Source organism: Streptomyces sp. NPDC057445, from assembly GCF_042802855.1.
Classification (GTDB): domain Bacteria; phylum Actinomycetota; class Actinomycetes; order Streptomycetales; family Streptomycetaceae; genus Streptomyces.
In genome coordinates this window covers 120,298-145,436 of the sequence record NZ_JBHVDH010000011.1, presented here as the reverse complement: position 1 = coordinate 145,436, position 25,139 = coordinate 120,298, and the positions used below count along the sequence as shown (strand labels likewise).

General features: G+C 71.4%; 23 protein-coding genes. 11 read left to right on the top strand and 12 right to left on the bottom strand.

All coding sequences use genetic code 11. The features are described 5' to 3' along the window. Positions 1-143 precede the first annotated feature (143 nt). The gene (locus tag ACFU5O_RS23270; RefSeq protein ID WP_384243522.1) at positions 144-755 is read left to right on the top strand and encodes a hypothetical protein; all 612 of its coding nucleotides are present in this window, start codon (positions 144-146) and stop codon (positions 753-755) included. Positions 756-896: 141 nt separating this feature from the next. Here ACFU5O_RS23270 and ACFU5O_RS23265 read toward each other — a convergent pair whose 3' ends face one another. Further along, positions 897-1,352 carry a hypothetical protein gene (locus tag ACFU5O_RS23265; RefSeq protein ID WP_384243520.1) on the bottom strand — a complete coding sequence of 152 codons (456 nt, stop codon included), beginning with the start codon at positions 1,350-1,352 and terminating at the stop codon, positions 897-899. 287 nt (positions 1,353-1,639) lie between these two features. Between ACFU5O_RS23265 and ACFU5O_RS23260 the strand changes: the two genes are divergently transcribed. Both ACFU5O_RS23260 and ACFU5O_RS23255 read left to right on the top strand, forming a co-directional pair. Next, on the top strand, positions 1,640-2,740 hold the full coding sequence (locus tag ACFU5O_RS23260; protein WP_384243519.1) for an RNA ligase (ATP): 1,101 nt from the start codon (positions 1,640-1,642) through the stop codon (positions 2,738-2,740). 128 nt (positions 2,741-2,868) lie between these two features. Further along, positions 2,869-3,582 carry a YoaK family protein gene (locus ACFU5O_RS23255; RefSeq protein WP_384243518.1) on the top strand — a complete coding sequence of 238 codons (714 nt, stop codon included), beginning with the start codon at positions 2,869-2,871 and terminating at the stop codon, positions 3,580-3,582. A gap of 26 nt (positions 3,583-3,608) precedes the next feature. Here ACFU5O_RS23255 and soxR read toward each other — a convergent pair whose 3' ends face one another. Then, positions 3,609-4,088, bottom strand: coding sequence for a redox-sensitive transcriptional activator SoxR (soxR, locus tag ACFU5O_RS23250; protein WP_384243515.1), 480 nt, complete (start codon positions 4,086-4,088; stop codon positions 3,609-3,611). 131 nt (positions 4,089-4,219) lie between these two features. Between soxR and ACFU5O_RS23245 the strand changes: the two genes are divergently transcribed. Further along, entirely contained in the window at positions 4,220-4,681 is a 462-nt protein-coding gene (locus ACFU5O_RS23245) for a MaoC family dehydratase (protein ID WP_384243513.1), read from the top strand. A 35-nt stretch (positions 4,682-4,716) separates the two neighbouring features. Here ACFU5O_RS23245 and ACFU5O_RS23240 read toward each other — a convergent pair whose 3' ends face one another. From ACFU5O_RS23240 to ACFU5O_RS23230, 3 genes are all read right to left on the bottom strand, one after another. After that, complete coding sequence (locus ACFU5O_RS23240; RefSeq protein WP_384243511.1) at positions 4,717-5,352, bottom strand: TetR family transcriptional regulator; 636 nt, start codon at positions 5,350-5,352, stop codon at positions 4,717-4,719. Positions 5,353-5,419: 67 nt separating this feature from the next. Beyond that, on the bottom strand, positions 5,420-5,707 hold the full coding sequence (locus ACFU5O_RS23235) for a YiaA/YiaB family inner membrane protein (protein ID WP_384243508.1): 288 nt from the start codon (positions 5,705-5,707) through the stop codon (positions 5,420-5,422). A gap of 75 nt (positions 5,708-5,782) precedes the next feature. Then, entirely contained in the window at positions 5,783-6,937 is a 1,155-nt protein-coding gene (locus ACFU5O_RS23230) for an acyl-CoA dehydrogenase family protein (protein WP_384243506.1), read from the bottom strand. Between the two features lie 62 nt (positions 6,938-6,999). On the opposite strand from ACFU5O_RS23230, the gene ACFU5O_RS23225 reads away from it, so the two are divergent. The 3 genes from ACFU5O_RS23225 (at position 7,000) to ACFU5O_RS23215 (ending at position 9,917) form a co-directional block, all read left to right on the top strand. Next, entirely contained in the window at positions 7,000-7,644 is a 645-nt protein-coding gene (locus ACFU5O_RS23225; RefSeq protein WP_384243503.1) for a TetR/AcrR family transcriptional regulator, read from the top strand. A gap of 555 nt (positions 7,645-8,199) precedes the next feature. Continuing rightward, complete coding sequence (locus ACFU5O_RS23220) at positions 8,200-8,892, top strand: ArsR/SmtB family transcription factor (RefSeq protein ID WP_384243501.1); 693 nt, start codon at positions 8,200-8,202, stop codon at positions 8,890-8,892. A gap of 47 nt (positions 8,893-8,939) precedes the next feature. After that, positions 8,940-9,917 carry a DMT family transporter gene (locus ACFU5O_RS23215; protein WP_384243498.1) on the top strand — a complete coding sequence of 326 codons (978 nt, stop codon included), beginning with the start codon at positions 8,940-8,942 and terminating at the stop codon, positions 9,915-9,917. Here ACFU5O_RS23215 and ACFU5O_RS23210 read toward each other — a convergent pair. The 7 genes from ACFU5O_RS23210 to ACFU5O_RS23180 form a co-directional block, all read right to left on the bottom strand. Continuing rightward, complete coding sequence (locus ACFU5O_RS23210) at positions 9,880-11,214, bottom strand: MFS transporter (protein WP_384243496.1); 1,335 nt, start codon at positions 11,212-11,214, stop codon at positions 9,880-9,882. The two genes, ACFU5O_RS23215 and ACFU5O_RS23210, sit on opposite strands and share 38 nt — an antisense overlap. A 192-nt stretch (positions 11,215-11,406) precedes the next feature. After that, positions 11,407-12,486 (bottom strand): Zn-dependent alcohol dehydrogenase, encoded by a 1,080-nt coding sequence (locus ACFU5O_RS23205; RefSeq protein ID WP_384243494.1) that lies wholly within the window; start codon positions 12,484-12,486, stop codon positions 11,407-11,409. A gap of 121 nt (positions 12,487-12,607) precedes the next feature. Then, complete coding sequence (locus ACFU5O_RS23200; protein WP_384243491.1) at positions 12,608-13,999, bottom strand: aldehyde dehydrogenase family protein; 1,392 nt, start codon at positions 13,997-13,999, stop codon at positions 12,608-12,610. 177 nt (positions 14,000-14,176) lie between these two features. Then, positions 14,177-14,539 carry a hypothetical protein gene (locus tag ACFU5O_RS23195; RefSeq protein WP_384243490.1) on the bottom strand — a complete coding sequence of 121 codons (363 nt, stop codon included), beginning with the start codon at positions 14,537-14,539 and terminating at the stop codon, positions 14,177-14,179. Further along, a complete protein-coding gene (locus tag ACFU5O_RS23190; RefSeq protein WP_384243488.1) occupies positions 14,536-15,804 on the bottom strand; it encodes an MFS transporter in 1,269 nt (422 codons plus the stop codon). The genes ACFU5O_RS23195 and ACFU5O_RS23190 overlap by 4 nt, the downstream gene beginning before the upstream one ends. Position 15,805: 1 nt before the next feature. Further along, the gene (locus ACFU5O_RS23185) at positions 15,806-17,260 is read right to left on the bottom strand and encodes a CitMHS family transporter (protein ID WP_384243485.1); all 1,455 of its coding nucleotides are present in this window, start codon (positions 17,258-17,260) and stop codon (positions 15,806-15,808) included. Between the two features lie 148 nt (positions 17,261-17,408). Beyond that, the gene (locus ACFU5O_RS23180; RefSeq protein WP_384243483.1) at positions 17,409-19,628 is read right to left on the bottom strand and encodes a molybdopterin-dependent oxidoreductase; all 2,220 of its coding nucleotides are present in this window, start codon (positions 19,626-19,628) and stop codon (positions 17,409-17,411) included. Between the two features lie 503 nt (positions 19,629-20,131). Between ACFU5O_RS23180 and hmgA the strand changes: the two genes are divergently transcribed. From hmgA to ACFU5O_RS23160, 4 genes are all read left to right on the top strand, one after another. Next, positions 20,132-21,460: a homogentisate 1,2-dioxygenase gene (gene hmgA, locus ACFU5O_RS23175; RefSeq protein ID WP_384243481.1), complete on the top strand. Its 1,329-nt coding sequence runs from the start codon at positions 20,132-20,134 to the stop codon at positions 21,458-21,460. A gap of 24 nt (positions 21,461-21,484) precedes the next feature. Beyond that, complete coding sequence (locus ACFU5O_RS23170; protein ID WP_384243479.1) at positions 21,485-22,234, top strand: GntR family transcriptional regulator; 750 nt, start codon at positions 21,485-21,487, stop codon at positions 22,232-22,234. Positions 22,235-22,242: 8 nt separating this feature from the next. Continuing rightward, positions 22,243-23,409 (top strand): type ISP restriction/modification enzyme, encoded by a 1,167-nt coding sequence (locus ACFU5O_RS23165; protein WP_384243666.1) that lies wholly within the window; start codon positions 22,243-22,245, stop codon positions 23,407-23,409. Positions 23,410-23,823: 414 nt separating this feature from the next. Beyond that, entirely contained in the window at positions 23,824-25,050 is a 1,227-nt protein-coding gene (locus tag ACFU5O_RS23160) for a CaiB/BaiF CoA transferase family protein (protein ID WP_384243476.1), read from the top strand. Positions 25,051-25,139 lie beyond the last annotated feature (89 nt).

Below are 25,139 nucleotides of genomic sequence, written 5' to 3'. Positions count from 1 at the left end.
GCACACAGGGACCGCGCGTCATCTTGGCCGAGTACGGATGTTCGATGGAGCCGGATCGGGTAGTCGTACGTCCATTCCTCGACGCGGAATGACGAGCGACCGAGTACGTGCGACGAAGTACGAGCGACGGAGGTGGCACTGCGATGGCCGGTTTCCGGAGTCTTGCGAGACAGGTACGCGACCCGCGAGGTGATCTGGCGCTGAGGCGTTACTCATTGCGCAAGTGCCTGGAGAGGTTCGCCCCCTATGGGCACCGGGCGACCTGGAACCACCTGTGCGCCAGGCACGGAATGGAGCCGGAGGACCGGGCTCCCGATCCGGCGCGGCTGGTGGCCGCGCTCGATGAGCTGGAGGAGGCGCGGGCCGTTTGGCTCGCGTACGAGGAGAAGTTCGCGGAGCGCCGCAAGCGCGAGAAGCACGACGGGCTGCGGCGGCCGGGGTCGATCGACGACTGGCACCGGCGCACCTGGGGCGGCAACGGCGTCGCACGCTGCGACGACCCTTCTGTGCATCCGGCCGAACCGATGGGAGAGGTACTCCGCCGGCTGATCGGGGCGCTGGGGTCGGCCCCCGGAGCGGGCTGCCCCGTGTGTGCCGGGCGCCGGATCGTATGGCGACAGGATCTGGAGCACGAACCGTGGTTCGGTCCGGTGTGCACGGGATGCGGGGTCGTGGTGCCCACGCCCGTGCTGACTCACGAGGCCCTCAGGACCGCCAAGCGGGTCTGTGCCAGGCCGCTGGCCTCGGTGGCGTAGGGCAAGGCGCGTGGGGGCGCGCCGACGGCGCGCGGACGGCGGGCTCCCGCGTGTTCCGGGAGTTCGGCGCAGGAACAGCCGAACAGTGATCGGTCGGTGGCCGGACCGGACCGCCGAACGGTGTCGTTCGCGGTCTCGGTGTCAGTGACGCCTGACAGCATCGACTGCGTGATCCAGGTCTGCCCGGACGGGGGCGCGCGAGAGCGGCGTCCGGCGGCCGTGCCGATGCCGCCGCGCGCCGGCGGAGTCGGCGGCGGTCGCGGTCATGATCGTGATCGTGATCGTGATCGTGATCGCGGTCATGGTCAACGGCGGGTGCGGCGGGAGTTCATGTGCGCCCTGAAGACGCCGTGCGGCGGCGATTCTCAGCCGCCGCATGTCGTCGGCCCCGTCGGGGTGACGAGGGGAGCCGAGCCCGAGCGCGAGCCGACGCGGCTGGTGCAGCACATCCGGTCCTGGACGGTGCTGTCCGACCGTGCGTCCGTCCATGGGCACGAGGAAGGCGCGCAGGACACTGCGCTGGTGGACCGGGGCGCCGGCCGAGGAGACCGACGCCGCCCCCGCGGCGAGAGCCACGGCCTGCCCGTGCTGTCGCACGGAGAGCAGGGCAGGGTCCGGCCGGCGCGCCTGGCGCGCCAACCGGGTGCGGACACATGGATCGGTCGTGAAGGCTGCTCCAGCGGGGACGCGGCCGGCCCGCTTCGTCGAAACCCGAGCCGGTGTCAGCTGCGGTATGCGCACGGCGGGCTCCGCGTGCCGGCTCTGCGGAAGGTGCGTGCGCCCTGTGGAGGGCGCGACATACCAGAAGCATTAATCACTGGCCCACCACAATTCCGTGCGGCCACAGTGAGCAGCGATGCGAACCGCACCCGAGGAGCCCTGACATGTCGACGCTGCGCGTCACCGCCGAACTGCTGACGATCCATGAGCATCCGAACGCCGACGCCCTTGAACTGGCCCAGGTGGGCCTCTACCGGGCCGTCGTCGCCAAGGGCGCCTACCGCAGTGGTGACATCGCCGTCTACATCCCGGAGCAGGCCGTGCTGCCGACGGCTCTGGTCGATGAACTGGGGCTGACCGGACGGCTGGCCGGGAAGGCGTCCGACCGGGTCAAGGCGGTGCGGCTGCGGGGTGAGCTGTCGCAGGGGATCGTCTGCCGCCCGAAAGCGCTCGCGGATACCGATCTCGAGCGAGCGGCCGCCGACGGCACCGACTTCGCCGAGCTGCTGGGGATCGCCAAGTGGTCGCCGCCGATCCCTCCCACGATGAGCGGCGAGGTCGAGTCGGCGCCGGATCTGCTGCCCTGGGTCGACATCGAGAATCTGCAGCGCTATCCGGACATCTTCACGCCCGGCGAGCCGGTCGTGCTGACGGAGAAGCTGCACGGCACCGCCTGCCTGGTGACGTACGTCGCCGACGGCGTGAGGGTCCCTCCCGCACCCGGAGGGCCAGGGGGAAGGGTGCTGGTGTCGTCGAAGGGGTTCGGGGCCAAGGGCCTCGCGCTCAAGGAGGATCCCCGGAATCTGTACTGGCGCGCGGTCCACGGTCATGGCGTGGCCGAGGCCGCGGCGCGTCTGGCCGACAGGCTGGGGGCGAGCCGGGTCGGTGTCTTCGGCGAGGTGTACGGCGCCGGGGTGCAGGACCTGTCGTACGGCGCGAACGCCCGCTCGACCGAGCTCGGGTTCGCGGTCTTCGACCTCTCGGCGGAGATCGACGGCCAGGTCCGCTGGCTCGATCCAGCGGAGCTGCTCGACGGCGAACTGCCCCTGGTGCCGAGGCTGTACGAGGGTCCGTATGCGCTGGAGACGGTCCTGGAGTTCGCGAGCGGTCGCGAGACCGTATCCGGCCGGGATCTGCATCTGCGCGAGGGCGTGGTGATCCGTCCGGCCACCGAGCGCTACAGCCCGGTGGTCGGCGGGCGGGCGATAGCCAAGTCGGTCAGCCCGGCGTATCTGACCCGTAAGGGCGGCACCGAGTACGAGTGACCGTCCTGCGCATGGTGGCCCGTCACGGGGGTGCGGGCCACCATGCGTTGCGGGCTTGCCCGGCCTCGCCCGGCCCACGGTCGGCGCAATCGGCGGTACGTGCGGCCGGACGCGCCGAGACTCGGCGCGTGAAGGCGAAACGCGAGCCCTCTGTCACATGGGTCATGGTGGCGCTCACGATGGCGACGGGGATGGTCGAAGCGGTCAGCTTCCTCACCCTCGGTCCGGTCTTCACGGCTGTCCAGACGGGCAACATGCTGCTGATGTCCTTCGCGGTCGCCGGTGTCGGCGGTCTGTCCCTGGTCCCGTGCCTGGCCTCGCTGGTGGGGTTCACCGCGGGGGCGGTGCTGTCGTCCCGGTTCGAGTCGTACGGGCAGGTGCGCGGCCGCCGTTGGCTCAGGGACGCCCTGGTCGTCGAGGCCGTGGTGCTGGCCGTCGCCGCACTGGTCGCGTGGGGGATCGAGGCGCGGGGTGGAACGCTGGGCGGCCGGCACTACATGGTGGCCGGCCTGGTGGCCCTGGCCATGGGGATCAGGAACGTCACCACCCTGCGCGTCAACGTGCCCGGAATGCCGACCACCGTCACCACCCGGGCCTTCACCGCCCTCATCGGAGGCTCCCCCCTCGCGGTCGACACGCGGATCGCATCCGGGACCCGGAACCAGATCCGGCGCACGGCCTCGGTCGCGGCGATGTTCGCCGGTGGCCTGCTGGGCGCGTGGATGATCAAGGACGAACGGCTCGATGCGGCGGTGGTCCTGTTGGTCATCGCGGGCTATGTGCTGGCCATCGCCGTCAGCCTCGTCGTCGTCCCGCGGAATGCCTCCTCCGAGCCCGGCTGATCATGCAGGCCGGGCGACCTGCATTCTCACGCGTCGTCCTGCGTGGCGCGCCGCCGTTCCGGCAACAGCCGCGAGCCCGTCATGCGCTCACCGAAGACGTCGTCCGGGTTGGACAGGACGCACGTCTCCAGGGAAAGGCAGCCGCAGCCGATGCAGTCGGTGAGATGGTCCCGCAGCCGCCCGAGCTGCTTGATGCGCTCGTCGAGTTCCGCGCGCCACACCCCCGAGAGCCGGGCCCAGTCCGCGCGGTCGGGCGTGCGCTCCTCGGGGAGTTCGGCGAGTGCCTCCCGGATGGTGGCGAGCGGAATGCCGACCCTCTGTGCCGCGCGTACGAAGGCGACACGGCGCAGCGCGTCACGCCCGTACCGGCGCTGGTTGCCCGGGGTCCTGCGGCTGCTGATCAGCCCCTTGGACTCGTAGAAGTGCAGTGCGGACACGGCGGCTCCGCTGCGCGCGGAGAGCTGGCCGACGGTGAGTTCGTGGGTCTTCCCGGGAATCTGCGGCACTCGGCGAGCCTACGTGACGTCCTGGCCGGGACATCCGTTGACAGACGGCCTCCACCCGAGCATGCTAAGCAGTCGCTTAGGCACACAGGCAGAGACACGCTGGGACGGGTCGAGAGGCAGGGAACAGGGACATGGCCGAGCCGAGGATCTTCACATCCGCCGAGGAACTGACCGCCGGGGTGGGCGAGCAGCTGGGGTACAGCGACTGGCTGGAGATCGACCAGAAGCGGATCGACCTGTTCGCCGATGCCACCGGCGACCACCAGTGGATCCACGTGGACCCCGAGCGGGCCACGGCCGGGCCCTTCGGAAAGACCATCGCGCACGGCTATCTCACGCTGTCGCTGCTGCCGACCCTCGTTCCGCAGATCATGAGGGTGGAGGGCATGAAGATGGGCATCAACTACGGGACCAACAAGGTCCGCTTCCCCTCCCCCGTGCCGGTCGGCTCCCGGCTGCGCGCGACTGCGGCCCTCAAGAGCGTCGAGGAGGCGGGCGGCGGCGTGCAGGTGACGGCCGTGGTCACCGTGGAGCGCGAGGGCGGCGACAAGCCGGTGTGCGTGGCCGAGTCCGTGTCCCGCTACTTCTTCTGAGCGCCGCTTCTTCTGAGCGCCGCTTCCGGTCGGCGCTACTTCTTCCGGGCCCCCGTGACACCCACCATGCGCAGTACGAGGTCGGCGTAGAGCTCGCCGACCTCGTCGGGCGTCCGGCGCCCCTGCGCGTTGAACCACCTGGCCACATCGATGCAGAGGGACAGCACGGCGAGGGTCGTCCCGGGTACGTCCGGGACGTCGAACTCCCCTGCCGCGACACCCTCGTTGACGATGCGCTGCACCACCGCGTCGCTCTTGCGCCGCAGTTCCACGATCTCGGCCCGGTGCGCGTCGCCGAGCGCGTCGAGCTCGTACTGCACGACGCGCGCGGTGGTGTGCCGCTCGGCGTGCCAGCGCACGAAGGAACGTACGGCGTCGGCGAGCCGCTCGGCCGCGGTGCCCTCACCGTTCGCCGCCGCCTCCAGGATCTCCAGCGCCCGGTCGTGACCGATGCGGCTGATCCGGTGGAGCAGCTCTTCCTTCGTCTTGTAGTGGATGTAGAGCGCGGCCGGGCTCATCCCGGCGCGGCCGGCGATGTCGCGCGTCGTGGTGGCGTGGTAGCCACGCTCGGCGAAGGCCTCGACAGCGGCGATGAGCAGCCGTCTGGCCGCCTCCGGGGTAACCTCGCCCCACGGCATGTCCTCGGCGCCGGTCTGCTCCGCCGTACTCATCGCTCGCCCCTTCCCTCTCACAGGACGAACACCATACCCCGAACCTGAGCAAGCGCTTAGAACTGGCTCACAGCTTCTGGAACGGGTCGTGCTCGGCGAGCAGCTTCTCGAGCCGGGCCTGGTCGACGCGGCTCACGATCTGCCCCGCCTCCTGCCTGTCCCGCACCACCTTGGCCAGAGTGAACGCCGACGTCGTGAGGTAGAGGACCGCGATACCGAGGAAGGCGCGCACCCAGGCATCGGCGTCCAGGTTGAAGATCCCGACGGCGACGGCCATGAGAGCGACCGCGAAGGAGGCGACGGCCTGTCCGTAGTACGCCGTCGTGTTCTGCTGCTTGACCGGTGTCTCACTCATGCCCCGGAGCATGCACGGCGTGCGGGCAGGGCCACATCCGCGTCCGTACTCAGGCCGTACTCACATCGGCCTGCGTCAGAACGCCGAGACCCCCGTGAGAGAACGGCCGATGATGAGCTTCTGTATCTGGCTCGTGCCCTCGTAGAGGGTCATCACCCGTGCGTCGCGCAGCAGTTTGCCGACGGGGTACTCGTCGATGTACCCGTAGCCGCCGAACACCTGCAGCGCGTTGTTCGCGGCGCGCACGGCGGCCTCGGAGGCGAAGAGCTTGGCCTTGGACGCGGCGGTGGCGAAGTCCTCACCGCGGTCCACGAGATCCGCGACCCGCCAGGTCAGCAGTCGCGCGGCGTCCACGTCGACGGCGATGTCGCTGATCAGCTCCTGCACGAGCTGGTACGAGGCGATCGGCTTGCCGAACTGCTCCCGCTCACCCGCGTAGCCGACGGCGGCGTCCAGCGCGGCCTGCGCGAGGCCGACACAGCCCGCGGCCACCGACATCCGCCCCTTGGCGAGTGCGGACATCGCGACAGTGAAGCCCTTGCCCTCCGGACCGAGCAGCGCACCGGCCGGGACGCGGACGTCCTCGAGAACCAGCTCGGCGGTGGCCTGGCCGCGCAGGCCGAGTTTGCCGTGAATGGTGCGGCGGGTCAGACCCGGGGTGTCGGCCGGCACGAGAAAGGCGGACACACCCTTGTGGCCGGGCGTGTCATTGGTGCGCGCAAAGAGGACGACGACATCGGCCCAGGTGCCGTTGGTGATGAACATCTTGCTGCCGTTGATGACATACGCGTCGCCGTCCCGTACGGCCCTGGTGGCAAGGTTGCCCGCGTCGGACCCGGTGCCGGGCTCGGTCAGCCCGAAGCAGCCGATGGCCTCGCCCGCGGTCAGCCGCGGCAGCCAGTGGCGCTTCTGGTCCTCGCTCCCCCAGGACGCGACGGTCTTGGCGACCAGGCCGAGGGAGACGGAGACGATCCCCCGCACCGATGAGTCGCCGCGCCCGAGCTCCTCCGTGACCAGGCAGTACGCGAGGTGGTCACCACCGGAGCCGCCGTACTCCTCGTCGATGGTCAGCCCCAGGAACCCGACCGCGCCCAGCTTCTTCACGATCGACCTGTCGACGTTCTCGGACCGGTCCCAGTCGACGACATGCGGGGTGACCTCACGGTCGACGAAGTCGCGCGCGAGCTGCCGGACGGCCTTCTGCTCCTCGCCGAGCTCCAGGTTCACCACGGGACACCCCACTTTTAACTATCACTGCTAGTTTCTGGTTGGCAGGCCCTACTATGTGCCGCATGGCCCGACCGCGCAAGCCCCTCCTCAGCCGAGACCGCATCGTCGGGACGGCGAGCGCGCTCGTGGACGCGGACGGCCTCGACGCGGTCTCCACCCGTCGGCTCGCCGCCGAACTGGGGGTCAGCGGGCCCTCCCTCTACAACCACTTCCGCAACAAGGACGAGATCCTGGACGCGGTCGCCGACGCGGTCAGCGCCAAGGTCGATCTGGCGATGTTCGACGAGACGGACCCCCGTGACTGGCGCACCGCGCTGCACGACTGGGCCGTCTCCTACCGGGCGGCCCTGGCCGACCACCCCAACATCGTCCCGGTCCTCGCCCGGGGCCCCGGCCGCCGCCCGGCGGGCCTGAAGGTCGCCGACGCGGTCTTCGGCGCGATGGTCCGGGCCGGCTGGCCCCCGGCGCAGGCCACCTGCATCGGCGCGCTGATGCGGTACTTCATCATGGGCTCGGCGCTCGGGTCCTTCGCCCGCGGCTTCGTCGACGACGAGTCGGCGTACGACCCTGCCGACTACCCGCACCTCGGCCAGGCCCATCTGCTCGCCGAACGGCAGGAGAAGGTCGACGAGGGCGCGTTCGAGACGGGGCTGCGGGCGCTGCTGGACGGGCTGTCGGTGCAGTACGAGGGGATGGCGCGCGCGTAGAGCGGTGCACAGCAGGACGCCATGGACTCCGCGCCGGGAGCGGCGGTCCTCACCGGGGACGAGGACGCCGCCTGCGATCCGCGGGGCGGATGTCGGCCCGGACGCCGTGGACGAGCTGGGGCTGAGCGCACGTCACCTCGCCATGGCGTCGGGCTCGTGCCACCTCGTCCACGCGGTCCGCGGCATCGGCGGCCGTGGCCCCGCCCGGGGGTCCGGCGAAGAGGAACTCCTCACGCCGGCACGGCACTGGTACGAGACCTGCGCGGTCGCGGAGCTCCGCCGACGGAACGGCGCGGCGCTCCCCTCCACACACGGTGCGAGTGCCCGGCGTAGGCCACGGCGACCGGTGCCGCTCGCTGATGGCGCCATGCCCTTCGCCGACCGGAACCACGTCGCCCGGCACGACCACGACCGGTGCCTGGACGCGCGGCAGCAAGTGATCCCGCCGGCACCGGACTCGCCGTACCACTTCAACCCCGACCAGGTCCGGCGCTGCAAGCTACGCGGGGCGAAGCTTCGGCCGTCGCCGAACAGTGAGTGCGCCACCCTGGAGGCATGGGTTCCAAGGATCTCGCCGCCCTCGCGGCGCTGCTCGCGGACGAGACGCGCGCGGCCTTCTGTCTCGCCCTCCTCGACGGGCGGGCCTGGACCGCCGGTGAGCTCGCCCGGCACGCCGGGGTGGCTCCCTCCACCGCCAGCGAGCACCTGGGCAAGCTCGTCGCGGGCGGGCTGCTCACCGAGGAGCGCCAGGGGCGGCACCGGTACGTGCGGCTGGCGGACGAGCGCGTCGCGCACCTTGTGGAGGATCTCGCCGCACGCTCGGCACCCGATCCTGAGCCGACGCGTTCGCTGCGGGCGGCGAGCGCCCGCAGTGCCATGGCCCGGGGCCGCACCTGCTACGACCATCTCGCCGGGCGGCTCGGCATCGTGATCACGGATGCCATGACGGACCGCGGACTGCTGCGTCAGGACACCGGCTTCGCCCTGACCGACGCCGGGCTCGGCTGGTTCCGGGCGGCGGGGATCCCCCTGCCGCAGGGCGGACGCCGGCCTCTCGCGCGGGCCTGTCTGGACTGGACGGAACGCCGTCCCCATCTCGCCGGCGTCGCGGGTGCGCAGCTGTGCCGGCACGCTCTCGCCTCTGGCTGGTGCGTACGGATCGGATCGGAGCGGGCGGTGAAGGTGACCGCGGACGGTGAACGGGCTCTCGGCGATCTGCTGGACATCGGGGCGGAGGCGCTGCGATGAGGAATATTGCGGTGGGCACCGACGGGTCGACGGCGTACGGTCGCCGCATGACCAGCACCCGGTGGCGGGCCTTCGCCGCAGCCGCCACCACCGTCGTCCTGTGGGCCTCGGCCTTTGTCTCGATCCGCAGCGCCGGTGCCGACTACTCACCCGGCGCGCTCGCCCTGGGGCGGCTGCTCGCCGGGGCGCTGGTGCTGGGACTGATATGCGTCCTGCGCAGGGAAGGAGTGCCGCCCCGGGGCGCCTGGCCCGGGATCGCGATCTCCGGGCTGCTGTGGTTCGGGCTGTACATGGTGGTCCTGAACTGGGGCGAGCAGAAGGTCGACGCGGGCACGGCGGCCCTGGTGGTCAATGTCGGGCCGCTGGTGATGGCCCTGCTCGCCGGCCGGCTGCTCGAGGAGGGGCTGCCGCCGCGGCTGCTGGCCGGGATGGGCGTCTCGTTCGCGGGCGCCGCTGTCGTCGGGCTCTCCATGTCCGGTGAGGGCTCCGCGTCCGTGCTCGGTGTGCTCCTGTGTCTGCTGGCCGCGGTGTCGTACGCGGGTGGTGTCGTCGCCCAGAAGCCGGCGCTGCGGTACGCGTCCGCTCTGCAGGTGACGACGTGGGGCTGTGTGATCGGCGCGGTGGCCTGCCTGCCGTTCACGGGTGTGCTGGTGCACGAGGCCGCGCAGGCACCGCTCTCGGCGACCCTCAACATGGTCTACCTGGGGATCTTCCCGACCGCGCTGGCGTTCACGACCTGGGCGTACGCCCTGGCCCGTACCACGGCGGGGAAGATGGGAGCGACCACCTATGCCGTGCCCGCGCTGGTGGTGCTGATGTCCTGGCTGCTGCTGGACGAGGTGCCGGGCCTGCTGACGATGCTCGGCGGTGCCCTCTGCCTGGCGGGCGTGGCGGTCTCCCGCTCGAAGTCGCGTACGCCGGCCCGGGAGGACCGGGCCGGCGTCACGGATGCCGCCGCGGCGGCTCAGTCGGCGGAGGTCGCGGATGTCACGCCCGGGCAGCCGCCCGCTTCGCGAGAATCCTGATCGACGCGAGCGCGATGACCGCGAGGCAGATGATGTAGCCGGAGACGGCCATCGAGGTTCCGGTCGCCTCCAGCAGCAGCACCATCACGAAGGGCGCGAGGCCGCCGCCGAAGACCGCGGCGATCTGGTAGCCGAGCGAGGCGCCCGTGTACCTCATCTCCGCCGTGAACAGCTCGGCGAACAAGGCCGCCTGCGGCCCGTACATGATGCTGAGGAAGCAGCTGGTGACGAACGTGCCGACGGCCAGCCACAGCAGCGACTTGGTGTCGATGAGCAGGAACAGCGGGACCGCCCACACCAGCAGGCCCACCGCGCCGATCGCGTAGATGCGCAGCCTTCCGATGCGGTCGGAGAGCGCGGCGGACGCGGGTATGAGCGCGAGCTGGGTGAGGCTGACGCAGAGGGACACGGTGAGTACGGCGCTGCGCTCCATGCCGAGTTCGCGCGTCGAGTAGTCAAGGACGCCGGTGATGATGATGTAGAAGGTGGCGGTGTTGACCGCGAAGGACCCGCCGGCGAGGAACACCGTCCCGAGGTGCTTGCGCAGAATCGTCCCCAGCGGGGAGCGGGCCTCGCCCTTCTCCTGCTCGGACAGGGCCTGTTCGGCCTCCCGGAACTCGGGGGTCTCCTCGACACGGGTGTGGATGAACCAGGCGAGGCCGAGGACGAGGACGCCGACGAAGAACGGCACCCGCCAGCCCCATGACGCGAACGAGGCGTCGTCGGTGAAGGCGCCGGCCGCGAGGAAGACGGTGTTGGCGGTGACGACACCGATGGGTACGCCGAGCTGGACGAGGCTGCCGTACAGTCCGCGCTTGCCTTCGGGGGCGTACTCGGTGGCCATCAGCATCGCGCCGCCCCACTGGGCGCCGACCGCGATGCCCTGCATCACGCGGAGCAGCACCAGCAGCAGCGGGGCCGCGATGCCGATCGTCTCGTACGTCGGGAGCAGGCCGATGGCGGTGGTGGCGACGCCCATCAGGGTGAGCGCGAGGACGAGCATCGGCTTGCGGCCGTGCTTGTCGCCGAGCTGGCCGGCGATGATGCCGCCGACGGGGCGGGCGAGGAAGCCGACCGCGAAGGTCGCGAAGGCCGCGAGCACTCCGGCCGAAGGGCTGCCGGAGGGGAAGTAGAGATCCCCGAGGACGAGGGCGGCGGCGATACCGAAGACGAAGTAGTCGTACCACTCGACGGCGGACGCGAGTGCCGCGGCGGTGGCCACGCGTCGGCGGTGGCGATCGGTGGGAGCGGTCACTTGTGCCTGACCGGCGAGCGGGGAAGGGGGTGCCGTGTCCATGCGTGCACACTCCGATGGGTGCGGGGGACGAGGAGTGCGGGGAACGTACCGACCAGTGGGTATGGAGGTCAACAGGTCGCGCAACAGGAGTTTTTGCTCGATCATTACCCGCTGGTAACCGTTGAGCCTGAGACAGCACGACCACCCCGGGCGCATGCGGCGCGGCCGGGGTGGTCGGTGGTGCGGCGGGCCCTAGAACACGATCAGCGCCCTGCCGCCCCTGCCCGCGAGCATGTTCTCGAAGGCGCCCGGAATGCCGTCCAGACCGATCTGTTCCGTGACCAGCGTACTCAGGTCGAGGCGCCCGGCGCGGATGTGCTCCGCCAGCACCGGGAGGTCCCGCGCCGGGTCGGAGTTGCCGTACACACAGCCGGAGAGAGTGCGGCCCCAGTGGAAGATCTCCAGGGCGTTGAAGGTGACCTGCTGGTCCTTGCCGCCGATGCCGACGACCGTCGTACGGCCGCCGCGGCGCGTCGAGTCCCAGGCGGTACGGATCGTCACGGCGCGGCCCACGCACTCGACGGCCACATCCGCGCCCTGGCCTCCGGTCAGTTTGCGGATCTCCCGTGCGGTGGTGTCGGAGGCGACGACGTACTCGGTCGCTCCGGCCCGGCGCGCCAGAGCTTCCTTCTCCGGCGAGACATCGACGGCAATGACCGTCGAGGCGCCGGCGATCCGGGCGGACTGGAGGGCCGCGAGACCGACCCCGCCGGCGCCGAACACGACGACCGACTCGCCCTCGCGGACGCGTGCCGAGTGGTGGACGGCCCCGTATCCGGTGAGGACCGCGCAGCCGAGGAGGGCGGCGTCGGTGAGCGGGACGCCGTCCGGGACCGGCAGCACGCAGTTGGCCGCGACGACGGTCTCCTCGGCGAACGCGGCCACGTTGAGGCCGGGGTGGAGTTCCGTGCCGTCCTCGGTGACGGCGTACACGTTCGCCACGCCCGTGAGGGCGTCGGCGCAGAGCCACACCTCGCCGATCGAGCAGTGGTGGCACTTTCCGCAGGACGGCGCCCAGTTGAGCACGACACCGTCGCCCGGGGCGACATGGGTGACCCCCTCGCCGACGGAGACGACGGTGCCCGCGCCCTCGTGGCCGAGGACGGCGGGTACCGGGACGCGCATGGTGCCGTCGGACAGGGACAGATCGGAGTGGCAGACCCCGGCGGCGGCGAGGCGGACCCTCACCTGGCCGGGGCCGGGCTCGGGGAGCTCGATGCGGGTGATCTCCAGGGGAGAACCGACGGCGGGCAGGACAGCGGCGCGGACCACGCTGAACACTCCTCGGAGGGGTGACGGTCGGGAACTGCTCAGGACTGCTCAGGACTGCTCAGGACTACTCGGACGCTCCGGGCTGAGGGCGCCCTGAGCTGCTCAGGATGCCCGGAGCAGCTCAGAACTGCAGCGATTTGGTCTGGAGATACTCACCGAGGCCGTGCGAGCCGAGCTCGCGCCCGACACCCGACTGCTTGTAACCGCCGAACGGCGCCCGGGGGTTGAACCGGCCGCCGTTGATGTCGACCTGGCCGGTGTCCATGCGACGGGCGAAGGCGACGGCATCCTCCTGCTCTCCCCACACCGCGCCCGCGAGCCCGTACACGGTGCCGTTGGCGATCCGCAGGGCGTCGTCCTCGTCCTCGTACCTCAGGATCGAGACGACCGGGCCGAAGATCTCTTCCTGCGCGATGGTCATGCCGGGCGTGACATCGGCGAAGACCGTCGGGGAGACGTAGTAGCCGGTCTCTCGCGGTGCCTCCGACCCGCCTGCCACGACCCGGGCACCCTCGGCGATGCCCTTCTCGATGTAGCCGAGGACACGCTGCTGCTGCTTGGCGCTGACGAGCGGGCCGACCCGCTCCCCGGGCGGGTACTTGGCGACGGCCGCGGCGGCCAGATCCACGGCCTCGTCGTACTGGTCCTTGTGCACCAGCATGCGCGTCCAGGCACTGCACGTCTGGCCCGAGTTGGACATGACATTGGCGATGCCGACGTTCACGGCACGGGCGAGGTCGGCGCTCGGCAGGATCACGTTGGCGGACTTGCCGCCGAGTTCCAGGGCCACGCGCTTGACGGCGGCGCCCGCGGTCGCGCCGATCTGCCGGCCGACGGCGGTGGAGCCGGTGAAGGAGACCAGATCCACTCCCGGGTGCTCGGCGAGCGCCTGTCCGGCAATCGGGCCGAGACCCGTGACCAGGTTGAACACCCCTGCGGGCAGGCCGGCTTCATGCACGGCCTCGGCGAAGAGCTGTGCGGTCAGCGGGGTGTCCTCGGCGGGCTTGAGCACGAGCGTGCAGCCGGCGGCGAGAGCCGGGGCGACCTTGGCGACGATCTGGTGGAGGGGGTAGTTCCACGGGGTGATGGCGCCCACGACGCCCACCGGCTCCAGCAGCACGGTGGAGTTGCCGACCTTCTCCTCGAAGGAGTACGAGGCCGCCAGCTCGGCGTACGAGGCGGCGACCATGATCGGCAGACCGGCGTGGACGGTCTCGGCGAGCTGCTGCGGCGCCCCGAGCTCGGCCGTCACGGTCCGTGCGATCTGCTCCTTGCGCTCGGCGAGCTCGTCCCGCAGCGCGGCGATCTTCGCGGCGCGCTCGGCGGGCGGGGTGGCGGCCCAGCCGGGGAAGGCGGCCCGTGCGGCTCTCACCGCGGCGTCCACGTCCTCCGCCGTACCGGCCGGCACATGGGCGATGACCTGCTCGTCCGCGGGATTCACCACCGCGATGGTGTCGGCGCCGACGGCGGGCCGCCACATGCCGCCGATGTACATCCCGTCGTGGGCCTTCATCCGCTACTCCTTCGAGGCATGCTCGGGTCGTCCGTCCCAAACTAGCGGTGTTAGTTTTCTGACGCCAGGGGCGTCTCACCGCGTGCCCACCGATTGTCCCTCTTTGTGCGGGGGCACGAAACGGGCCCCTGGCGCGGAAACGTCCGCGCCCGGGGCCCGTCGACAGCCGGCAACCCGTCAGGCCTGAGCCTGGCCGACCGCCGTGGCCGTCGGCTGCACCTGCCGCGCGGGCGGTGGCGAGATCGAGGTGACCCTGGCCGCGGGGTTCCCGGCGATGGCCGCGGTCGTGGGGACCGGGGACGTCACCTGGGCCTGCGCCTGGGCGGCCCTGTCGTCCGTGGTCTTCGACACCGACGACCAGGTACGGAGCCGGTGGCTGGCGGCCTCGTCGAGGCTCACCGGGCCCCCGCGCTGTTCGGCCAGCCGGCTCGCCTCACGGCCGAGCGCGGCCACATCGTCCCAGCCCAGCCGCAGCACCACGGACAACTCGGCCCCTCCGTCCGGGAGCCCCTTCATGATCGGCCCGTCACCACTGGTCATTGCCGCTCCTGTCGGTCGCGCAGAGTCGATTCACCACACCTGGTCGGTCGGCGCGGGTAGTCATGAGTACGCACTGCCCGGGTGTCATGTTCAGCGCCGTCGGGGCGGGACGGGTTCCGGCCCGCCCGCAGCCCGGTCCCCGCCGCCGCCAGCAGGAGCACACCCAGCATCACGAACGGCGCCGCCGTTCCCGCGACCCCTGCGACGAGACCGGCCGAGGCGGGCGCCGCGACCTGACCGAGGCGGTTGCCGGTGAGTCGCAGCGCGAGGGCCGTGGAGCGGGCCCCGGCCGGGGCGGCCCGGACGACGGTCGTCATCGAAAGGGGCTGCCCCACCCCGAGACAGAAGCCGAGCGCCGCCATCACCACGGTGAGTCCCCACACCGGAACCGGCAGGGCGATGACCGCGCACAGCAGCGCGGCCAGCAGACAGGTGACCGTGAGCAGCGCGGTGCGACCCACGGCCCTGATCATCGGGGTCATCACCAGCCGGCAGGCGATCGTCGCCGCGGCGCGCAGGCTCAGCAGCAGTCCGACGACGGCGGGGGCGATCCCCCGGTGCTCTCCGACCACCGGCAGGTACGCGGTGAGGACGTCCGTCGCCGAGAGCACCGCCAGGCTGATGAAGATTCCGGCCGGCACACCGCGGGTGCGCAGGATGTGGTGGACGGGCACCTTGGCCCGTTCGGTGCGGCTCCCGGGCGTCGCGCGGTGCTCGACGCGCCGGAGGAACGCACAGGAGAGCGCCGCGACGGCCGCCGAGGCAAGCAGGGCCAGTGCGCTCGTACGGGCCATGTCGCCGCCGATCACCAGTCCCGCCGCGACCGGTCCGACGAGCTGGCCGAGCGAGGCGCCGATGGTGAAGTGCCCGAAGTTACGGTCCTGTTCGGCCGGGGCGGACCGGCGGGCGACGATCGACTGCGCGCCGATCACGAAGGACAGATGACCGAGGCCCATGATGCCGCTCCAGACCGCCATCGCGGCAAGGGAACCGGCCAGTCCGCTGAGCGCGCAGCCACTGGAGATCAGGACGACACCGGCCGCGAGAAGCGGCACGCACCGGCCGTGGTCCGTCCGCCGGCCGAGCGGTACGGCGGCGAACAGCGGGAACAGCGCGTACACAGCGGCGATCACACCGATGGCCCGCTCGTCGGCGCCGAGTGCCAGCGCCCGGTACGAGACGGCCGGACGCGCCATCGACACCGCCCCCTGCGCGAAGCTGAAGGCGATGACGAGGCGCAGCAGCCAGGTCCTGGAACCGGTCACGTCAGACGATGCCGAAGAGTATTCCGGCGCCGAGTACCACGAGCGAGGTCAGCGCGGCCCACTTGACCGTGAACCTGGTGTGGTCGCCGAACTCGACCTTGGCCATTCCGACGAGGACGTACACGGCGGGGACCAGCGGGCTCGACATGTGCAGCGCCTGTCCGACGAGCGAGGCGCGTGCGATCTCCAGCGACGAGACGCCATGGGCGGCACCGGCTTCGGCGAGGACGGGCAGGACGCCGAAGTAGAAGCCGTCGTTGGACATGAAGTAGGTGAGCGGGAGACTCAGCAGACCGGTGACGAGTGCCATGTGCGGGCCCATGCCCTCGGGGATGGCGCCGACGAGCCAGTCGGCCATGTGCTCGACCATGCCGGTGCCGGTGAGGACGCCGGTGAAGACAGCGGCGGCGAAGACCATGCCCGCCACGTTGAGGACGTTGTCCGCGTGAGCCGCGATCCGGGCCTTCTGGTCGGCCATCTTCGGGAAGTTGACGGTCAGCGCGAGGGCGGCTCCGAGCAGGAACAGCACGGGTATGGGCAGCAGCTCCATGATCATCGCGGCGAGGAGGCCGACGGTCAGCGCGGCATTGAACCAGTAGAGCCCGGGGCGCAGGGTCTCGCGGTGCGGGTCCAGTCCCCGGAATCCCTCGTCGGTCCCGTGCCCGTCGCCGTCGCCGTCGCCGTCGCCGTCGGTCGCGGCGGGATCGCCGGTGCCACCGGTGGCCGTGGCCGCACGGTCCTTCGCGTCCTTGGCGTCCTTCGCGTCCTCGGCGTTCCTACCGCCGCCGGCCTTCACCAGCACCGTCTCGGTCTGCGGCTCCAACGCCTCGTCCAACGTCAGTTGGCCGATGCGCCTGCGCTCCCGCAGGCCGAGCACGTAGGCCAGAACGAAGACGAAGAGCAGCCCGACACAGAGCGCGGGGATCATCGGCACGAAGATGTCGGCGGCGTCCAGCTTGAGGGCGGTCGCCGCGCGGGCGGTGGGGCCGCCCCACGGCAGGGTGTTCATGACGCCGTTGGCGGTGGCGGCGACACCGGTCATCACGACCAGGCTCATCTTCAGGCGCTTGTAGAGCGGGTACATCGCCGAGACGGTGATCATGAAGGTGGTGGAGCCGTCGCCGTCCAGCGAGACGATCGCGGCGAGCAGGGCCGTGCCGACCACGACACGCATGGGGTCGGCCTTGCAGAAGCGCAGGATGCCCCGGACGACCGGGTCGAACAGGCCGACGTCGATCATCACGCCGAAGTAGACGATGGCGAACATCAGCATCGCCGCGGTCGGTGCCAGGTTGCCGACGCCTTCCAGGACGTAGTCCCCGAGCTTCGCGCCCTGACCGACGAAGACGCAGAAGAGTGCGGGGATGAGAACCAGCGCCGCGATCGGCGACATCTTCTTCATCATGATCAGGACCAGGAAGGTCGCGATCATGGCGAAGCCGAGGACTGTCAGCATGGGGGGACACCTAACGTTCATCCTTGAACTCCCGCCGGAGTCGGCGGTCCGGATGACGTTAGGTGCCCTTCATCGGCGTTAACAAGACGTTGACGCGTGAGCAATAAGCGCAAAACCCCAGCTCAGGACGGGTCACTGGACAGGCGGGTCACGGGACGGGCGTCAGATCCACGGCGAAGCCGTTGAGGACTGCGGTACCGGACAGCGGGTCGAGCAGGGTGCCGTCGAGCAGCTGGTTGACGTTGACGCCGGGGCGGGCCGCGGCCACCGACATCCGGGTGCCGGGACGGTCGTGCCCCCAGCCGTGCGGGAGGCTCACCACTCCGGTCCGTACGGCGTCGGTGATCTCCACCGGGACCTCCAGCTCTCCCCCGTCCGCCTTGATCCGGGCGGTGGCCCCGTCGGCGAGCCCGAGCCGGGCGGCGTCGGCGGGGTGGATCTGGAGGGTGCAGCGGTTGGAGCCGCCGTTGAGCGCGGCGATGTTGTGCATCCAGCTGTTGTTGGAGCGCAGATGGCGGCGGCCGACGAGGACGAGCCGGTCGTCGCGCTCCCCCAGGGCTCGCCGCAGCCGCGGCAGATCGGCGGCCACGGGTCCGGGCAGCAGCTCGACCCGCCCGCTGCGCGTCCTGAGAACCTGGCCCAGCCGGGGCTTGAGCGGGCCCAGGTCGACGCCGTGCGGATGCTCGAGCAGATCGTCGAGCGTGAGGTCGTACGGGCCGAGGCGCAGCATCATGTCGAGGCGCCGCTCTGGACCCCTGGCGCCGGTGAGACGGGCCGCCAGTTCCCCGGGGTCCTGGCCGTGGACGGGCGAACGGGGGTCGGCGACCGCCTTGGCGAGCGAGCCGTCGATGACCATGTCGTCGACCGCCGACGGATCGGCTCCGTGCATCCCGCTCACCGCGAGGATCAGCCGCGCGTGGATCTCGCACTCGTCCATCGCGCCCGCGTCGAGGGGCAGGGCCGCCGGGGTGTAGCGGGCCTGGTTGCGGACGGCGAGGCCGTTGAAGGAGAAGTCGAAATGGGCGCTGCGGGAGGGCGGCGGCGGGGGCAGGACGACATCGGCATGGCGCGAGGTCTCGTTCAGATACGGGTCGACGCTGACCATGAAGTCGAGGCTGCCTCCCAGCGCCCGGTCGAGCCGGTCCCCGTCGGGCGCGGAGAGCACGGGGTTGGCGGCGATCGCGATCAGCGCGCGGATCCGTTCGTCCCCAGGAGTCTCGATCTCCTCGGCGAGCGCGGCGATGGGCAGTTCGCCCTTGGCCTCGGGGTGGCCGCTGACCCTGCTCGCCCAGCGGCCGAGAGCGAAGCCCTTGCCGGGACCGGCAGGGCGGGGCGCACGGTCGTGCGCGGCGAGGGGGAAGAGCACACCGCCGGGGCGGTCGAGGTTTCCGGTGAGGATGTTGAGGACGTCGACGAGCCAGCTGGCGAGGGTGCCGTGCTCGACGGTGCAGCTGCCGATGCGTCCGTACACGGCGGCGGTGGGGGCGGCCGCGAGTTGGCGGGCCATCTCACGGATCTCGACGGCGTCCATGTCGCAGGCTGCGGCGACGGCCTCGGGCGTGAAGTCCTTTACCGCCTCACGGACTTCGTCCACGCCTTCCACCTGCTCCGCGAGCTCTCCGAGATCGGTCAGGCCCTCCTCGAAGAGGACATGGGCGAGCGCTGCGAGCAGAAGGGCGTCGGTGCCGGGACGGATGGCGACATGCCGGTCGGCGAGCCGGGCGGTACGGGTGCGGCGGGGGTCGACGACGGTCAGGGTGCCGCCGCGGCGGCGCAGCGCCTTGAGCCTGCCGGGGAAGTCGGGTGCCGTGCACAGGCTGCCGTTGGAGTCGAGCGGGTTGGCGCCGAGGAGGAGCAGATGGTCGGTGCGGTCCAGATCCGGGACGGGGATGGCGACCGCGCTGCCGAACAGCAGCCCGCTGGAGACGTGCTTGGGCATCTGGTCGAGGGTGGAGGCTGTGAAGAGGTTGCGGGTGCGCAGGGTCGAGAGGAGTACGGGCGGGTAGAGGCCGCCGGCCATCGTGTGCACGTTCGGGTTGCCGAGGACGATCCCCACCGCGTTCGGCCCGTGTTCCTCGATGAGCGGGCGTATGCGGGCGGCAACGGTGTCGAAGGCTTCGCCCCAGGTGGCCTCGCGCAGCCGGCCGTCCTCGCCCCGGACGAGAGGGGTGCGCAGACGGTCGGGGTCGGCGTCGAGCTCGCCGAAGGAGGCGCCCTTGGGGCAGATGAATCCCTGGCTGAAGACGTCGTCCCGGTCGCCGCGGGCGCCGGTGACGCGGCTGCCCTCGATGGTGAGCGTCAGTCCGCAGGTGGCTTCGCAGAGGGGGCAGATGCGCAGTGCGGTGCGGGTGGCGTCTGTTCCTGGCATGGGCCCTCCCGGGGCGGCGGCAGCGGTGACGCGCGGGCAGTTGGAGCATACCGACCGGTACGCATGATGGGGAGAGGCGTTTCGGTTACCGGCCGGACACGGCCTGCGGGCGGATGCGGGCGGATGCGGGCGGATGCGGGCGGATGCGGGCACTGCGCGACGGCCGACATCGGACCCGGCGCACCGAGCCGACGGAAACGCCGTGAACGCCCGCGCCTCGCCAGCACCTGCGCGGGCGGTGACCGTACGCGCCGGCAGGCGCCTGCGGCAGTCGCTCCTTGTCGAGGAGGCGGGCAATGCCCGCCCAGGACCCGGTTCAGCTGCTCGCGCCGCGCAACGCCGCGCACGGGTGTACGGCCTACGGCGGCCCGGCGTCGACCGGGGTGCTCACTCGTTCAGGCCTTTCGCGGTGTCGGCCGGGGATGCCGTTGACGAAGGGGCTCCTCCAGGCAATCCTACTGTCAACCATAGGATTCCTTGGGCACGACGCATCGGGAGTGCGGATGAGCGGCATCGAGCAGGCGAGGAAGACGGCCGAAGGGCTGGAGTACCGGTCGGGATTCGGCAATGAACACAGCTCAGAGGCCGTGCCCGGCGCACTGCCGCACGGGCGGAACTCGCCGCAGCGCGCCCCGCTCGGCCTCTACGCGGAGCAGCTCAGCGGTTCCGCGTTCACCGAGCCGCGCGCACACAACCGGCGCTCATGGCTGTACCGGATCCGGCCGTCGGCCGCCCACCCCCCGTTCGCCCGCGTCGACGACGGGGGCGTGCGCAGCGCACCCTTCACCGAGACCGTGCCGGATCCGAACCGGCTCCGCTGGGATCCGCTGCCGGAGCCCGCACCCGGGACGGACTGGCTGGCCGGCCTGTGGACCCTCGGCGGCAACGGCGACGCCGCACAGCGCACCGGCATGGCCGTCCACCTGTACCACGCCAACGCGTCCATGGAGCGGCGCGTCTTCAGCGACGCGGACGGCGAGCTGCTGATCGTGCCGGAGCGGGGCGGACTGCTCATCCGTACCGAGCTGGGACTGCTGGCGGCCCGGCCCGGAGAGGTGGCGCTGATCCCCCGCGGTGTCCGGTTCCGCGTGGAACTGCTCGACGACACGGCCCGCGGCTACGTCTGCGAGAACTACGGACAGCCGTTCGTCCTCCCCGACCTGGGGCCGATCGGCGCGAACGGACTCGCCAACGCACGCGACTTCCAGGCTCCCGTCGCCGCGTACGAGGACGTCGAGGGCCCGGTGGAAGTCGTCAACAAGTTCTGCGGCAACCTGTGGGCGGCCACGTACGACCACTCCCCGCTCGATGTCGTCGCCTGGCACGGGAACCATGTGCCGTACGTCTACGACCTGCGCCGGTTCAACGTGATCGGGACCATCTCGTACGACCACCCGGACCCGTCCATCTTCACCGTACTGACCTCGCCGAGCGACACTCCGGGGCTCGCGGGTGTCGACTTCGTGGTGTTCGCACCTCGCTGGCTGGTCGGCGAGGACACCTTCCGGCCGCCCTACTTCCACCGGAACGTGATGAGCGAGTACATGGGGCTCGTCGAGGGCGCGTACGACGCGAAGACCGCCGGCAAGGGGGGCTTCGTCCCGGGCGGCGGGTCGCTGCACAACATGATGTCCGCGCACGGGCCCGACCGGGAGACCTTCGACCGGGCGAGCGCCGCCGAGCTGAAGCCGCAGAAGATCGACGACGGCCTCGCGTTCATGTTCGAGACCCGGTGGCCGGTGACCACGACCGGGCAGGCCGCGAACGCGGACCACCTGCAGAAGGGGTACGACGCGGTGTGGGAGGGTCTTGAGCGCCACTTCCGGTCCTGACACCGGATCTGATACGGAGTTGCCGTGACCGCCTTCGCCCCCGACTCGCTCGTCCTGAACCGCAAGCTGCCGCTCTGGTACCAGGTCTCGCAGTCCCTGCGCGCCTCGATACTGGGACGCCGGCCGCAGGATCCGCTGAGGCTGCCCACGGAGGAACAGCTGGCCGAGCACTACGGCGTGAGCGTGCTGACCATGCGGCAGGCGCTGAAGGAGCTCGAGACCGAAGGCCTGATCAGCCGGCACCGGCGGCGCGGCACCTTCATCGAGCCGGGGGCGTGGCGTAGCGCGCCGAGGCGGCTGCTGGGCTCGATCGACGCGATCGTGGCCCAGCAGTCGGGCGAGCGGACGACGGTCCTCGGACACGGGCCCTCGCCCGTGCCCGGCGAACTCGCCGAGTACTTCGCGGACGTGGACGAGGTCGTGACCTACCGGAGGCTGCGCTGCGACGGGGAGAGCGGTGAGCCCACGAACTGGGCGGAGAACGCGGTACGCGCGGACGTCGCGGCGAAGCTCGATGCCGGGGACCTCGAACGCTGGCCGATGACGAAGGTGCTGCGGGACGTGGTCGGGGTGAGGATCAGCCGGATCACGGACACGGTGGAGGCCAGACTCGCGGACCCGGAGACCTCGGAGCTGCTGCAGGTGCCGCTGCTGTCGCCGATCCTGCACTACACCGGCGTGACGTACGACGCGGAGGGGCGGGTGGTGGATGTGGCGCGGATCCGGTACCGGGGCGACCGGTTCTCGTTCTCGGTGACCGTCGAAACGGAGTGATCACCACCATGCTGCTCGACGACCTGATGCCCTGGTCCACCGGGCCGTTGCGGCTGGGGCGCGGCTGGGTGACCGCGCCCGATGCCCGGACACTGAGATCCCGTTGGGAAGCACTGGTGCGGGCCGGGGAGCACGAACGCCGCGCGCTGTTCCGGGAATCCCGGGCGCGGACGCTGCACAGCGGCGTCGCGGCCCTGCCCGGGCAGCGGACCGGGACCGGCAGACTGGCCAGGGAGGACGGGCCGTGCCCCGAGCCCGTTCGGATCGTGCACGGGGCCTTCGACGAGCAGTGGGTGATTCCTGACCACCGGCTGATCGACGTGGCCCGGCCCGAGCTGTGGCGGGTCGCCGACGGGCACCAGCTCTTCGCCCTGGAGCAGGGACATGTGCCGGGTGCCACGGGTCCTGCGCTCCTCGTGTCAGGGGTGCTTCCCGAGGGTCGCTCCCCCGCCGGCCGGCCCGGGCGGATACGGCCGCTCTACCGGCGTCCGGGCGGGGCGGAGCCCAATCTCGCGCCGGGGTTGCTGGAGGCGCTCCGGGAGCGTTTCGGGGACGGGGTGATGCCCGGGGACGTCTTCGCGTGGGCCGTGGCCGCGGGCCGGGCCACGGCCAAGGGGTGCGTGGTGCCCTTCACCTCGGACGCCGGGGTGTGGGCGCTCGGCGTGGAGCTCGGGCACTCGCTGGTGAGCATCCAGCTGAGGGGTGCGCGTGGCGGCGCGCGGCCCAGACTGCCCGGGGGGCGGCGGCCGTATGTGCGGGCCGCGATCGCCTCGTGGCCGACGGGTGTGGAGTACGACGCCGAGGACGAGGCGCTGCTCGTCGGGGAGGGGCGCATCGCGCCCGTTCCGGCAGAGGCCTGGGACTTCCAGGTCGGCGGGGTGCGTGTGGTGGAGCACTGGTTCGCGCGGCGGACCGCGGAGGTGGAGCCCGGCACCCTCGAGGCGATCAGGCCCGGGGCGTGGCCGCAGGAGTGGACCTCGGAGCTGCTGGAACTGATCACCGTGCTCGCACTGCTCGCTCAACTCGACGACCGGCGGACCGAGTTGGCCCAGGAGGCGGCGCGGACCGAGTGGCCCGACGTGGGGGTACCGCCGGTGCCGACGGCCGCCCGGCGCCCCGCCTCCGTACTGGATCACCACGAAGAGGGACCCGAGGGGCAGTTCGCGCTGATCTAGTGCGTCTCGTTCGGATCCTGCCGGGCTCGCGCGCCTTCGAACGAAAGACCCTGGGCCGTGCGTGGCGCAGCCCGTCGTGGGCTCCTTCCACACCTTCGCCGCGGTACGTCCGTGGGGCAGGTCGCCCACGGCGATGAACCGCCGGCGCCCGTGTGTGTCCGTCGCCGTCCAGCGGTGGTCGCCGAAGCCGGCGGCGCATGGACGGGCGAAGCCTGAAGCCCCCACGCCCGCACGGCACTTCGCACATCCGAACCGTCGATGTCGTCGGGCTGGTCCTTCATGCCGGTCGAGCCGGCGGTGATCCACGGTCCTCGACCCGCGTACGCGGCACCTGTCCGCGTACAGGTGCCGGAGTATCAGTGCTGACCAGGGAAGGGGTGACAAAGGTGCCCCATACACGATAGGTACGGCTGCATGAGCCCACTGCCACTGCCCCTCGAAGGTGTCACGGTCGTCGCCGTCGAACAGGCCGTCTCTGCCCCCTTCGCCACCCGCCAGCTCGCGGACCTGGGCGCCCGGGTGATCAAGGTCGAGCGGCCCGACGGCGGTGACTTCGCACGCGGCTACGACACCGCCGCCCGTGGTCTCGCCTCGCATTTCGTCTGGTGCAACCGCGGCAAGGAGTCGCTCGCCGTGGACCTCAAGGACCCGCGGGGCCTGGACGTGGTCCGTCGGCTGATCGCCGAGGCGGACGTGTTCGTGCAGAACCTCGCACAGGGCGCCGCCGCCCGGCTCGGCCTGGACGCGGCCACGCTGTGCGCCGCGCACCCCCGGCTGATCGCGGTGGACATCTCCGGGTACGGCGCGGACGGGCCGTACGCCCACAAGCGGGCCTACGACATGCTCGTCCAGTGCGAGGCGGGGCTGGTGTCCGTGACCGGGACACCTGAGCAGCCGGTGAAGGCGGGCATCCCGGCGGCGGATGTCGCGGCGGCGATGTACGCGTTCTCGGGAGTGCTGGCGGCACTGCTGCGACGGTCCACGACCGGGCTCGGCGGGCCGGTCGAGATCTCGATGCTGGAGTCGCTCGCCGAGTGGATGGGGCATCCGCTCCACCACGGGATGCACGGAGGCACCGCCCCGGAGCGCACGGGGGTGGCGCACGCCGTCATCGCACCGTACGACGCGTACCCGACGGCGGACGGCGGGCAGGTGCTGCTGTCGGTGCAGAACGACCGCGAGTGGCGGCGCCTGGCCGAGCAGGTGCTCGGCCGCCCCGAACTGGGCAGCGATCCGGCCTTCGCGACGAACAAGGCGCGCACGGCGAACCGCGCGGGCACGGACGCGGTGGTCGCCCGGGCACTGGGCCTGCTGGACACCCAGGAGGCCGTGGCCCGGCTCGAAGCGGCGGGCATCGCCTGCGCCCGGCTCAACACGGTCGCGGACCTCGCCGTCCACCCGCAGCTCGCGGCCCGCTCCCGCTGGCGCGAGGTGCCCTCCCCGGCGGGTCCGCTGCGGGCCATGCTGCCGCCGATCACCTTCCCGGGCGGCCCGGAGCCGCGCATGGGCGCGATCCCCGCCCTCGGAGAGCACACGGATGCCCTTCTCCGCGAGGCCGGCCTGACGCATGAGCAGACGGCGGAACTCCACCGGGACGGGGTCGTGGCGACGGGCCACACCCCGGACGAGCACCCCCGATGATCGTTTTGTCCGTGCCGTTCACCACAGCGGAACCCCGTCGGTATCGGTCGGTGAGCGTCGTGTGACCCACCGCATTCGGTCTCTGAGCT